Here is a 12167-nt window from a genome sequence, read left to right on the forward strand (position 1 = left end):
ACTTTTTTATATGAAAAATACTTATTTGACAGGATACTTTCCGCTGATTGCGATCCTGCTTTTTAGTTCGTCTCTATCGATTTCCACTTCACTTTACGCGTTGAAGCTGCTGTCTTCATTTGGAATGTATGATGGAATGCTCGATTATTTTTCAGAGAAAGGGATCAGGCTTGCGTTATTTGCTGCCTTTGCACTTTTATATTTTATGGTTCTGTCCGCTCTGAAATTAATTGCGAATACCGTGACTGAGCTGTCATTGCTGTTTTTTGCCAATGATCCGGAAGGGAACAACCTGAAAAAAATCAGAATGGGTTCCATGGTGTATTTAGGCGGCGGGATTTTATCCTTTGTGCTCTTGCAAAATGTCATCTGGATTGTGATTTGGTTTGCGGTCGTTACGCTCGCTTACTTTGTGTTTATCGTATACCGGATTTATCCAACGCTTTCTCTCATGTCATTGGTCGGATTCATTCTATTGGAACTGTTGTTTTGGTTTACCTTTGTTATCGGTATTCTGTTCGTATTTATCAAGCTTTATAATAGCATAATGGCTAGCTTACCTGTGTAAGCTAGCCATTTTTTCGTTTATGGTAAAAATCGTTTTCTAATAGAAGGGGAGGGGAGCATGCATTCATTTTTTTTGCCAAACCACTTATAGCGGTTTTTGGCAATAATAGAATAGATCGTATCTCTGACAGGCTTCGGCACTGCAAAAAACAAGACGAAGAGCCGCCATGGGCCCCGCAGATGCTTGAAAACCTTAATGGCTGCAGTTGACTTTGTGTACACTTGGCCGTCTTCAATAAAGACAAAGCTGTCAAACTGATCAGTCGGGAGCCCGCTTTTTTTCAGCAGGCTCTGTCCTGTTTCCGACTGCAGGGATGTAAAAGAAATCAATCCGTCTGGATCACGTTTAATGATAAATTGCACGGCGCCATTGCATAGATTACACACGCCGTCAAACAGCAAAACGCGATTTGGAATTTGTTCTGATGTCACGCCTGATCCCCTCCGATCTTTTAATAAGCCGCTTGCAGCGTTCCTTTAAAGATGGAAAGCTGAGGGCTGATGCTGTGAAGATATTCAACGCTGCTCGGTGTGTCTTTTCCGACCCAAACGCCCATTGTATACGTATCTGTCAGGCCGACAAACCACATATCGTGATAATCATTTGATGTTCCTGTTTTACCGCCGATGTAAGGCGCTTTAAAATATGCTTTTTTCCCTGTCCCGCTTTTCACAACGGAAGACATTAAGCTTTTCAGCTGCATGTTTGTGCGGACACTGAATATTTGAGTCGGTTTATCATTCCATTTATAAAGCGTTTTTCCTTTAAGGTCTGTCACCTTTGTAATCGCATGGCTCGGCGTATAGCTTCCGCTGTTGCCGAATGTCGTATATGCCTTTGTCATCTCAAGAGGCGTCATGCCGTTTGTAAATCCGCCAAGCGCCGCTGGGAGAAGGTAGTCGCTGTCGACAAGTTTGGCAAAATGATAAGGCTCAATATAACTGAATGCTTTTTGGATGCCGACACGATCCAGCATTCTGATGGCCGGTGTATTATACGAATTCTTAAACGCAGTATCGATCGTCACTGTGCCGTACGTGCGGTTATTGTAGTTTTGCGGACAATAATCTTTGCTGCAAAACTTGCTGGCATCAATGGTGCTGCTTGCTGTCGCGCCGGTCTGTTCAATATAAGGGCCGTAATCAAGCAGCGGCTTAATGGATGAACCCGGCTGCCTGTATGCCTGGTAGGCGCGGTTAAAATCATATTTTTGATAGTTTTTCCCGCCGGATAAAGCGATGATTTGATGCGTCTGGTGATTAATTACAGCCGCTCCGCCCTGAACGTTTGCATACGCAAGTTTGGAATTCATCTGTGCCACCACTTGATTTTGCATGTATGGATCAAGTGCGGTATAAATTTTCACGCCATCTTTCATCAGAGTGCTGACTCTTGCGGAGAGCTCGTTTTCTATCTTTTCTTTTTGTTTTCCTGACGCTTTTTGAAGCCGTTTATCAAAGCCTTCTGATTCAGACACCAGCTGCGTAAATTCATCACTGACGTAGGAAACATAGTCCGGATATTTGTCTTCTCTCTTTTCAACATCCAGTTTGATTTTTTGTTTGACGGCTTTTTTCAGCTCTGTATCCGTAATGACCCCGGCCTCTTTTAATCCTTTAAGCAAACGCTCTTGACGGTTTTTCGTGTAGTCAAAATGCTTGAGAGGATCATATAATGTAGGGTTATTAGGTATAGAGCAGATAAAAGCCATTTCACCCACTGTGAGGGATTTCAGCGGTTTGCTGAAATAGAATTCAGCCGCAGAACCGACGCCGTAAACCCCGTTGTTGAAATAAATGGTATTTAAATAAGCTTCGAGTATTTCATCTTTCGTATACTTTTTCTCCAGCTGGTAGGAATACGCGAGCTCAGTCAGCTTACGGCTGAAGGAGCGTTCGTGGCTCAAATACAAGTTTCTTGAAAGCTGCTGTGTGATGGTGCTGGCACCTTGGTCAATTTTCTTATCTTTTACGTTAGAAGCAGTAGCCCGGACCATTCCCATAAAGTCAAACCCTTTATGCTCATAAAAATGCCGGTCCTCAGATGTTAAGAAAATCTGTTTGACTTCCTCGGGAATCTTGTCAAATGGAACGAGCACGCGGTTTTCATGATCGCTGACGATTTCCGAGACAAGTGAGCCGTCCCTGTCATACATGTAGCTGTTCTGAACAAGGCTGATATCTTGCAGATTAATATTTTTATCAAGCACTTGATCCAGAGACTTCATTTGTTTTACTTCTTTTCCGGAAGCGATAACTGTAAATGCAAACAATGGGATTATGCAAAGGAGCAAAATCCATCCGATTATTTTTCGTAACATGGTCACTCTCTTTTCTCCTAAATTCTAGCCATATCGTACCACTCTTTTGAGTTTACGAGAAGGTTAAATTTAGAAGATTCATCAGTTTTTTCTGAGAATCAGCTTGCTTTGGCATAAGAATCTTTCCGGAATTTCTGCATGATCCAAAGCATGCAAGCGCCGGCGAAAAAGAGAAACGCTGTGACATAAAAGGCGGCCGAAATTGTGAAATGGCTCGAGATGATCCCGCCGATAAGAGGCCCGAGCACGTTTCCTAAAAAGCGAAAGCTGACATTGTAGCCGAGAATTTCTCCTTGAATGCTGCCTGGGGCTTGAACGCGGATCGCTGCGGTAATGCACGGCAGCAAACCGCCCATCGCCATTCCAAATAAAAATCTGAACACAAGGAGCACGCTGAGTGAGGACGCGAGCGCCTGCGGGATAAAAAAGATAGAGGCGGCGAGTAAAAGCCCGATTAAAATGCGGCGGTGGCCGTAGCGGTCGCCCAGATCTCCCCATTTTCTAGCCAGCAGCAAACTTCCGAGTCCCGTTGCTGAAAATGCCATGCCGGAGAAAAAGGCCAGATTGACAGGTCCGTGCAGCTCATTTACATATAGAGCGAGCAGCGGCTGGATACTGAAGTTGCCTGTTTGAACCAGCATGGTTAAGAGCATCATAACCCAAAGCGCCGGCTGGTGAAAAATAAAGGAGAGCACTTCTTTCCTCGTGTAAGGCGTACGTTTGGCTGTCTTCTCTGCAAGAGGCTGTTCTTTAACACCGAATAACACGAGAAGAACAGATGAGAAAATCACAAAGGATGTGATAAAAAAGGTATACGTAAAACCGAAACGATCAGCAAGCATGCCACCCAATAGCGGGCCGAACAAGCTTCCGGACACTTGCCCCATTTGCAGCGTGCCAAGTGTTTTGCCGGCTGAGCCCTTTGGCGTCTGTGCTGAAATCATCGCTAGAGAGGTCGGGATAAATCCGGTTACAAGCCCCATTGCCATACGCAGAAAAAACAATTGGTACACCGATGTAACAAAGCCCATGAATAAAATGCTGAGGGCAATGCCTGTTCCGGTTGCCATAAGAATGACCTTGTATCCGCGTTTGTCTCCGAACCGCCCCCAAAACGGGGACACGAAAAACGCCATGAGAAAGGTAATGCCGAACACATAGCCGCTCCACCTTTGCACAAAGCCGTTTGAAAAAGTGCTGAGTGTCTCAATGTATAAGGAGAGAAAAGGAACAATCATCGTTGTGCTGGCTGAGACAAAAAAGTTCGCCAGCCACACAATAACGAAGTTCTTCTTACGGATAGAAATAACATCACCTTCTTATTATTTCGGGTTCCTTACAATTATAAAGAAACGATTCACGATTTAAAAGAAACAAAGCGGCTGGGGAATTTCATTATTTTTAGAAAATGAAGAAAGGTCGAGAAGGTGAATTGATATACTATAAAGATAGCATTTTTTGATCGGAGGAAAGGCAGGTGTAAAAAAGGTGGCGACAAACAGCTTACTCATTATTGATTTCGAATTTACGATGCCCGAAGGAAAGTACAGCCCGCAAAACTTCTTCCCGGAAATCATTGAAGCGGGAATTGTAAAGTCGGTTGATGATGAAGTAGTTGAGACGTTTTCTAGCTATGTCAGGCCGAAAAAATTTCCTAAACTGACGAAACGCTGCAAATCATTTTTAAAGATCACGCAAAAGCAGGTAGACGAGGGGATGCGGTTCGAGGATTTCATCCGTAAACTAAACGAGCTGGACCCTGAGAAAAACAGCACGATTGTTACGTGGGGAAACATGGATATGAAGGTGCTAAAGCAAAACTGTATGTTTAACCATATTCCATTCCCTTTTAAGGGGGAAATGAGAGATTTATCGCTTGAATACAAAAACTTTTTTGGAGACCGGACACTGACGGGTTTGTGGAAAGCTGCCGAGGAATATGGAGATGCCGGAACGGGAACCCATCATAAAGCGCTTGATGACGCTCTCACAGCACATAAGCTTTTTAAGCTTGTTGAGCAGGATAAACAGTATCTAGAAAAGCCAAAACCGCCGACAATCGGCGAAAGAATCGACTTATCCGAACTGTTCAAGCGCGCAACGTAAAAAACCCAATCTTTTGTCAGACTGGGTTAAGGGCGGTTGAAATATTCTTTTTCCAAAATGTCCAGATTATTCAAGGAGCGCTTTGCCCACTCCGAACCATCCTCATTTAATTTGGCTCTCAGCTGTGCTGCCGCCTCTCGCAGAGACTCGGCATATTCCGGCACTTCACCGTCATAAGGCTTCACCATGTGATGGGGGATGTTGGTCTGTTCACCGTATGCGAGCGCTTTTCTCTCATGAAAGAACGGCACATCCGCCTGTTTTGGATGATGAAGGTCTCCTTGAGCGGGATGGGTGAGAACCGCTTTGATTTTTACTAAGTAATGCTGCGGCCTGCAAGCGGTGATTTCTCCTATGTATACACCTGTTTTGTAAAATCCTTTAACGATAGAGCCTGTCTCAAACGTACTCATTTGTCATCACCTCGCATTTATTCTATTAAAGTTCCACTCAATTTGCTAGTGGGGAAGGTCGGCGGGCAGTGTAATTGTAACGGTGGTGCCCCTTTGGAAACTGCTGTTAAACGAAATGGTCCCGTGATGATGTTCAATAATTGAAAAGGTGACGGAGAGCCCGAGTCCCGTTCCGTTTGATTTTAATGAATAATAAGGTTCGCCGAGCTTTTGCATTTGATGGTCTGTCATGCCGATCCCGTTATCCGATATGTTGACCATAATCGTATGGCCGCTTCTTTTGGCTGATATGCGGATCATCCCCTCCCCATGGTGAACCGCTTCAATACTGTTTTTCATCAGGTTGATGACTGCCTGCTTCAGCTTCGTTGCGTCTCCATATATAAAAAGGCCCGGCTCTGCTTCAGCCTCGACAGTTACAGACTTGAAATTGGCATACGATACCATAAGGGAGCTAGTCTCTTTGATAAGAGCAGATAAATCAAAAATCTCTTTTTCATATAATTGCTGTTTGGCCATATCGAGATAGTTTGTTATAATGCCTTGCGCCCGGTCAAGCTCTGACAGTACAAGCTTTTTGTAATCGGCACTTGATTTGTTCTGAAGGGTTTCGTCATTAAAAAGCAGCTGGACAAAACCGCGGACAACTGTCAGCGGATTTCTGACTTCATGAGCGACGCTCGCTGCCAGTTCACTCACAATCGTCATTTTTTCTGAATGGATCAGCTGTGAACGCAGGGCGATATTCTCGGCGATGCTATCGATAATATAGATGCTTAAAAGAAGAACAATGGAACGGAACAGCCCTGAAACAGCCGCTTCATAAAGGAAAATTCCTGAATTTTGAAAATTTAAAATATTAAAGGCGGAAAAAACCAAGCTGGAGGCGAAAAACAAGAAGATCTCCAAGCCGCCGATCAATAAAGTCAGCAACAGTTTTCTTCTTTTGGACATGAATGGCCATTTTTTTTGAAATAAAATTGGAATGATAATGAGAAAAGGCTGCAAAGTGAAAACAAACATTGCGGAAGGTTCGTAAAACAGCAGTTCAAAACATAAGACAGATGCGGCGACTGTAAGCCCTGAAGCAGTACTAATGTAAAATAAACAAATGATAACGGGAATCATCTGAAGGCCGTATTGTATGTAGTCCATTTCATGAATAGGAAAGATAATGCATAAAACAGAGGCGCCGCAGGCGAATAATGTGACCAATAAACTGTTTATTTTGGGAACGAGGATCGCCGGCTTTCCGAGCCAAAACAATTGGTAAAGAAGAATAGGAAACAAAATAAAACAGATATGCAGGAGATAGTCTTTTAGAACTTCCATTCGTGTGAAATCCTTTCATATAAAATATGAATCTATTATAACACTAAACATTAGAAGGGAAATATAAAATTCCTTTATTAAGAACGCCTTTACAAATGAAGACGTAAAGGCGTTTAACAGTTATATTTACGCTAATGCGGCTTTGATGCGGCCCAGGCCGTCCTGCAAGGTTGCGAGAGTGCATCCCGCGTTCAGACGCATAAATCCTTCTCCGCCAGGCCCGTATTTCGTCCCTGGCTCCAAAATGATTTTCCCCTTTTTCAGCATTCTTTGCTGAAGCTCCGCGTCGGATAAGCCGTAAGCTTTGAAATCGAGCCATATCAGGTAAGATGCGTCCGGCCTCATCATTTTTACTTTTGGGAGCTCGGTGCTGAAAAAGGCTTCAGCTTCGCGCATGTTTTTCTCAAGGTATGAGATCAATTCATCGAGCCATGGCCCGCCTTTTGAATAAGCGGCTTCGATCGCAGTGACGGCAAACGCGTTAAGCCCGCCTAAACCGTTGCGCTGTAGGCTTGCGGAAAACTTGGCGCGCTTCAGCCGATCCGGAATAATGATGGCTGATGCCTGCAATCCGGCGATATTAAATGTTTTGCTTGGCGCAGCACATGTCACGGAAATCTCAGCGAAATCGTCAGAGAGAGAAGCGAACGGCGTGTGTTTGTTTCCGTACAGCATTAAATCGGAATGGATTTCATCTGATACAATTGTGACGCCATGTTCTAAACACAATTCTCCGAGCTTCTGTAAATCTTCCCGTCTCCATGAACGTCCTGAAGGGTTATGAGGGTTGCATAAAATAAACAATTTGACGCTTGGATCACTGAGCTTCGTCTCCAAATCTTCAAAATCCATTTCATAAACGCCATCTATTTCCAACAGCGGATTATGTAAAATATGCCGGCCGTTTTTCTCAATCATATGGTAAAAGGGCGTATAAACAGGAGGCTGGACAACCACTTGATCTTCAGGTTCCGTGAAAGCTTGTACCGCCATGCTCAAAGCGGTGACAACCCCCGGGCTGAATGTGATGCTTTCCGGGTTCACCTTCCAGCCGTGCCTTTTGCGCATCCATCCGCACACAGCATCCTTCGTTTTTTGGTCTGGCGCCGTATAACCGAAAATCCCATGGCTGAGTCGCTCTTTTAATGCTTCAGCTATCGCTTCCGGCGCGCGGAAATCCATATCCGCCACCCACATCGGCAGTGCGTCTTCCACGCCGAATAATTCGCCTGCTTTGTCCCATTTGACCGATTGGGTGCCAAGGCGTTCTTCTCGTATATCAAAGTTCATTCTGTTACCCCCTTAGGAATGTTTATTCTTCTTAGCGTAACTATGATAAAATAATAGTGCAAATTTTATGATAAGCGGTGATCAATATGGAAGAAAGTCAAGCGGTCAGGGAAATGATCAAGATCATTGCCAAATGGGACCCGTTTCAATATGGAGAAGAATTTTACGAAACAGAGGCTGTTGATGTCGTGCAGGCGGTCTATGATGAAGACGATCCCGACGTTCTGGCGAAAAGCATTCAGGATATATTTGAAGCTTCTTTTGAACAAAAGCTGCCGATCGACAGCTGTCGGGAAGTGGCTGGCCAGCTTTTATACATAAAAGACAGCAGCTCTTGCACGCCTTAAAAAACCGGTATCGTCCGGTTTTTTTGTTATGTGATAAATTTTGCGATGTGCTCGGAAACGAATTCTGGCCGTTCCTCTGGCACCAGATGTCCGGTCTGGCCAAGTGAGTATAGGACGGAATCAGGCAAATCCCGGTGCAGCCGTTTACCGATCTCCACAGGGACAATCTGGTCTTCCTCGCCCCAAATCAATAGAGCGGGCTTGTTCATTTTCTTTAATTGCTCGGGTTCTAAATCGCCTTCTCTATGGCGGATAAACTTTGTCATGGCCCTGAAAATCTCCTCATCTTGAAACGGCTTGCCATAGCCGTCAATCATCTCCTCATCAATCAGCGACTTGTCATGCACAACATTCAATAAATTTTTCACCACGCCTTCTTTCGAAAGCCAGCGCTTAATATAAAGATGAAAATACGGAAGGTGGGTCCCAAAAATGATCGTCGGGTGTGAACGTTTCAAATACCCTGAACTGCAAAGCAGCACAATCTTCGAAAAAAGCTCAGGCTTTTGCAGTGCAGCAGCCAGCGATATTTGCCCGCCCATAGAATGTCCGACAAGCGCGGCCTCTTTCACTTGCAAGTGTTCCAAAATCCCAATGACAAGCTTAGCAAGGTTGTGATACGTATAGACAAATGTTCTTGATTTTTCAGATTGGCCGAAAGGAGGCAAATCAAGTGCGATGATGTCGTACTTGTCCCGAAGAAGAGGAATGACTTTTCGGAAGCTAAAAGCAGACGATAAAAAACCGTGCACGCAGACAAGAGTGTGCCTGCCTGGATTTTGATAATGTTCATAATACACATTTACCCCATCTACTGTAAGCCGCCTTATTGGTGAAACCGCCTCCATTTTGTGTCACTCCCTTTCATGTGATGTCTGTATTGTGTCCAGAAAATGTCAATTCTAGCGGAAGTTTCTCTTTGTTTTTTTCTTAGCATTCGTCAAAAAACGTGATATAATGTCATGAAGATTTCTTGACATTGCAAAGGTGTGAATTGAATGAAATTGACAGAAAAAGAAACAGAAATATTAGAAATTTTAGACGAAAACAGCCGCGCCGATTTAGAAACAATCGCGAAGATGGCGGGCATTCCTGTAAATGAAGTAAAAGCAATTATAGACAAACTGGAAAAAGAAAAGGTTATCATCGATTATTCCGCTATGATTGACTGGCGAAAAGTCGACGGACACGAAGGGATCACAGCCATGATTGACGTCAAAGTAACGCCGAAGCGGGGAGTCGGTTTTGATGAAGTGGCGGAACGCATTTATCGATTCCAAGAGGTTGAATCAGTTTACTTGATGTCAGGCGTGTACGATTTGTCGGTCGTGATTCGCGGCAATTCAATGTCTGACATAGCGCGTTTTGTTTCAGATAAACTGTCCACCCTTGATTCAGTTGTATCGACGACGACCCATTTCATCCTGAAAAAATACAAGCATGACGGCAAAGTGTTTGAAACAGGAGACGACGACAAAAGAATCGTGGTGTCACCGTAAATGACTTCGTATTTATCTGACTATGTACAACAAATAAAACCGTCCGGCATCCGCAAATTCTTTGATTTGGCGGCAACGATGGAAGGCGTGATTTCTTTAGGCGTCGGCGAACCTGATTTTGTTACTGCATGGAATGTACGCGAAGCAAGCATTCTCTCCCTTGAACAAGGATATACATCATACACTGCAAATGCCGGTTTATACTCATTGCGTGAGGAAATCAGCCGTTACTTGAGCAGCAGGTTTGGCCTTCGCTATTCGCCAGACAATGAGCTGATTGTGACCGTAGGGGCGAGTCAGGCCTTGGATATTGCGATCCGCGCTATTGTGAATCCAGGTGAGGAAGTCATCATTCCTGAACCGTGTTTTGTGGCGTACGATGCGCTCGTTTCTTTGGCAGGCGGCATTCCGGTTCATGTCCATACAACGGCAGACAAAGGGTTTAAAGCGACGGCTGCCGATTTTGAAGCGGCTGTCACTGAAAAAACAAAAGCGATTCTCATCTGCTCGCCATCGAATCCGACAGGTTCGGTTTATTCGAAGGAAGAGCTGAATGAAATTGCGGAGTTTGCCAAAAAACACGACATCATTGTTTTAGCAGATGAGATCTACGCAGAGCTGACATATGATGAGGAATTTACAAGCATAGCGGCATTGCCGGAAATGAAGGAACGGACGGTTGTCATCTCGGGCTTTTCAAAAGCGTTTGCGATGACGGGCTGGAGACTCGGTTTTGCCGCAGCGCCGCCTGTGCTCCGGGATGCAATGCTGAAAATTCACCAGTATGCCATGATGTGCGCGCCGGCCATGGCACAGTTTGCCGCCTTGGAGGGCTTGAAGAACGGAATGGAAGATGTAGAAAAAATGAAAAAAAGCTATCGGAGAAGACGGAATTTATTTGTGGAAACGCTCAATGAAATCGGCCTCAACTGTCATCATCCGGGCGGCGCTTTCTATGCTTTTCCATCCATCAAAAGCACGGGAATGAGCTCAGAGCAGTTTGCAGAAGAGCTTCTGACACAGGAAAAAGTGGCTGTTGTCCCGGGAAGTGTGTTTGGCCCGAGCGGTGAAGGCTATATCCGCTGTTCATACGCAACCTCGATCGAGCAGCTACAAGAAGCATTAGTCAGAATGAAACGCTTCCTGAACAAAACGACATAAAAAAAGATACGAACCTTTTGTTCGCATCCAATAAAAGGGGGGAATACTAGAAAGCCTTTGGTATTTTCAGTTTACCCCTTTTCGCTATGCTTAAACCTGATTTTTATAAAAAAAGTTTTCTTTGCGGAAATAAAACATCTGTGATATAATTTTAAATTGCGTATAAACAGATATTTAATTTAACTTAGGAGTTGTTATGAATGGCAGCAAAATTTGAAGTGGGCAGTGTTTACACTGGTAAAGTTACAGGATTACAAGCGTATGGTGCGTTTGTTGCATTAGATGAAGAAACTCAAGGTTTAGTACACATTTCTGAAGTGACTCACGGTTTCGTAAAAGATATCAACGAGCACCTTTCAGTTGGCGACGAAGTACAAGTAAAAGTACTTGCTGTTGACGAAGAAAAAGGAAAAATCAGCCTTTCAATTCGTGCGACACAAGCTGCGCCTGAGAAAAAAGAGAGCAAACCAAGAAAACCTAAAGCTGCGCAAGTAAGCGAAGAAGCTTCTACACCACAAGGTTTCAACACATTAAAAGATAAGCTTGAAGAATGGATCGAAATGTCCAACCGCAAAGACCTTATCAAAAAATAAGCATGAAAAAAAGGCACCGGACGGGAATGTCCGGTGCTTTTCATGTCATGCAAAATCCCAAAACACTTTGTTTTGGGATTTTGTCTTTTGTAAGTGCAGATACGCAGATCTGACAGCAAAAGCGAGGGTTTGTCACCCCGCTGAAGCGCCGGACAGAAAGGCCCGGTGCTTTTTTATTTATCGCATCTCAGGATTTGCTGCCTCTTCACGAGATGTTTGCTCGTTTGGCTTAAACAGCAGACCTAGGTTGATTAAGCCGGCGATTCCGACAAGTCCGTAAATGATACGAGAAAGGGCCGACCCTTGGCCGCCGAAGATGGCCGCTACTAAGTCAAATTGGAAAAATCCGATCAGTCCCCAGTTAATGGCGCCAATGATAGTTAAAACTAGACAAATTCTCTGGATCGTACTCATGTTTTGCAACCTCCTCCATGAATTATTAAAACAGTTATAGATTGTGACATATTGGAGAATCTATACATGCATTCTCCATATTGAGGGAAACTGTTTTGCCCTCGCCTATATCAGTTTCTTTCCC

The 12167-nt window shown here is 44.2% G+C and carries 14 protein-coding genes and 1 pseudogene; 7 read left to right on the forward strand and 8 right to left on the reverse strand.

Going from position 1 to position 12167, the window contains the following annotated elements; genetic code table 11:
* The first annotated feature begins 10 nt into the window (after positions 1-10).
* A complete protein-coding gene (locus tag BV11031_RS01575; RefSeq protein WP_010329893.1) occupies positions 11-568 on the forward strand; it encodes a YufK family protein in 558 nt (185 codons plus the stop codon).
* A 17-nt stretch (positions 569-585) separates the two neighbouring features.
* On the opposite strand, the gene BV11031_RS01580 is transcribed toward BV11031_RS01575, so the two are convergent.
* The 3 genes from BV11031_RS01580 to BV11031_RS01590 form a co-directional block, all read right to left on the reverse strand.
* Entirely contained in the window at positions 586-999 is a 414-nt protein-coding gene (locus BV11031_RS01580; protein WP_121643180.1) for a thiol-disulfide oxidoreductase DCC family protein, read from the reverse strand.
* Between the two features lie 20 nt (positions 1000-1019).
* A complete protein-coding gene (locus BV11031_RS01585) occupies positions 1020-2894 on the reverse strand; it encodes a transglycosylase domain-containing protein (RefSeq protein ID WP_082246353.1) in 1875 nt (624 codons plus the stop codon).
* A 92-nt stretch (positions 2895-2986) separates the two neighbouring features.
* Positions 2987-4195 carry a multidrug efflux MFS transporter gene (locus BV11031_RS01590; RefSeq protein WP_411813423.1) on the reverse strand — a complete coding sequence of 403 codons (1209 nt, stop codon included), beginning with the start codon at positions 4193-4195 and terminating at the stop codon, positions 2987-2989.
* Between BV11031_RS01590 and BV11031_RS22845 the strand changes: the two are divergent.
* Positions 4098-4300 (forward strand): annotated as a pseudogene (locus tag BV11031_RS22845) (hypothetical protein). The gene BV11031_RS01590 and the pseudogene BV11031_RS22845 overlap by 98 nt on opposite strands.
* Before the next feature lie 76 nt (positions 4301-4376).
* A complete protein-coding gene (kapD, locus tag BV11031_RS01600) occupies positions 4377-4994 on the forward strand; it encodes a 3'-5' exonuclease KapD (protein WP_010329889.1) in 618 nt (205 codons plus the stop codon).
* A gap of 26 nt (positions 4995-5020) precedes the next feature.
* On the opposite strand, the gene kapB is transcribed toward kapD, so the two are convergent.
* From kapB to BV11031_RS01615, 3 genes are all read right to left on the reverse strand, one after another.
* The gene (kapB, locus tag BV11031_RS01605) at positions 5021-5407 is read right to left on the reverse strand and encodes a kinase-associated lipoprotein KapB (protein ID WP_010329888.1); all 387 of its coding nucleotides are present in this window, start codon (positions 5405-5407) and stop codon (positions 5021-5023) included.
* A 45-nt stretch (positions 5408-5452) separates the two neighbouring features.
* Positions 5453-6739, reverse strand: coding sequence for a sensor histidine kinase (locus tag BV11031_RS01610; RefSeq protein WP_010329887.1), 1287 nt, complete (start codon positions 6737-6739; stop codon positions 5453-5455).
* A gap of 126 nt (positions 6740-6865) precedes the next feature.
* Positions 6866-8029 (reverse strand): MalY/PatB family protein, encoded by a 1164-nt coding sequence (locus tag BV11031_RS01615; RefSeq protein WP_010329886.1) that lies wholly within the window; start codon positions 8027-8029, stop codon positions 6866-6868.
* Positions 8030-8115: 86 nt separating this feature from the next.
* On the opposite strand from BV11031_RS01615, the gene BV11031_RS01620 reads away from it, so the two are divergent.
* Positions 8116-8376: a DUF1871 family protein gene (locus tag BV11031_RS01620; protein ID WP_010329885.1), complete on the forward strand. Its 261-nt coding sequence runs from the start codon at positions 8116-8118 to the stop codon at positions 8374-8376.
* 26 nt (positions 8377-8402) lie between these two features.
* On the opposite strand, the gene BV11031_RS01625 is transcribed toward BV11031_RS01620, so the two are convergent.
* A complete protein-coding gene (locus BV11031_RS01625; RefSeq protein ID WP_010329884.1) occupies positions 8403-9224 on the reverse strand; it encodes an alpha/beta fold hydrolase in 822 nt (273 codons plus the stop codon).
* Positions 9225-9374: 150 nt separating this feature from the next.
* Here BV11031_RS01625 and BV11031_RS01630 point away from each other — a divergent pair, with 150 nt between their 5' ends.
* The 3 genes from BV11031_RS01630 to yugI all read left to right on the forward strand — a co-directional run bounded on the left by BV11031_RS01630 (position 9375) and on the right by yugI (position 11629).
* On the forward strand, positions 9375-9875 hold the full coding sequence (locus tag BV11031_RS01630; RefSeq protein ID WP_010329883.1) for an Lrp/AsnC family transcriptional regulator: 501 nt from the start codon (positions 9375-9377) through the stop codon (positions 9873-9875).
* On the forward strand, positions 9876-11036 hold the full coding sequence (locus BV11031_RS01635; RefSeq protein WP_010329882.1) for an aminotransferase: 1161 nt from the start codon (positions 9876-9878) through the stop codon (positions 11034-11036).
* Between the two features lie 200 nt (positions 11037-11236).
* Positions 11237-11629 carry a S1 domain-containing post-transcriptional regulator GSP13 gene (gene yugI, locus BV11031_RS01640; RefSeq protein ID WP_003228864.1) on the forward strand — a complete coding sequence of 131 codons (393 nt, stop codon included), beginning with the start codon at positions 11237-11239 and terminating at the stop codon, positions 11627-11629.
* Between the two features lie 177 nt (positions 11630-11806).
* Here yugI and BV11031_RS01645 read toward each other — a convergent pair whose 3' ends face one another.
* Positions 11807-12043 carry a DUF378 domain-containing protein gene (locus tag BV11031_RS01645; protein ID WP_010329881.1) on the reverse strand — a complete coding sequence of 79 codons (237 nt, stop codon included), beginning with the start codon at positions 12041-12043 and terminating at the stop codon, positions 11807-11809.
* Positions 12044-12167 lie beyond the last annotated feature (124 nt).

Origin of the sequence: Bacillus vallismortis, from assembly GCF_004116955.1 — a bacterium.
GTDB classification, from domain to species: domain Bacteria; phylum Bacillota; class Bacilli; order Bacillales; family Bacillaceae; genus Bacillus; species Bacillus vallismortis.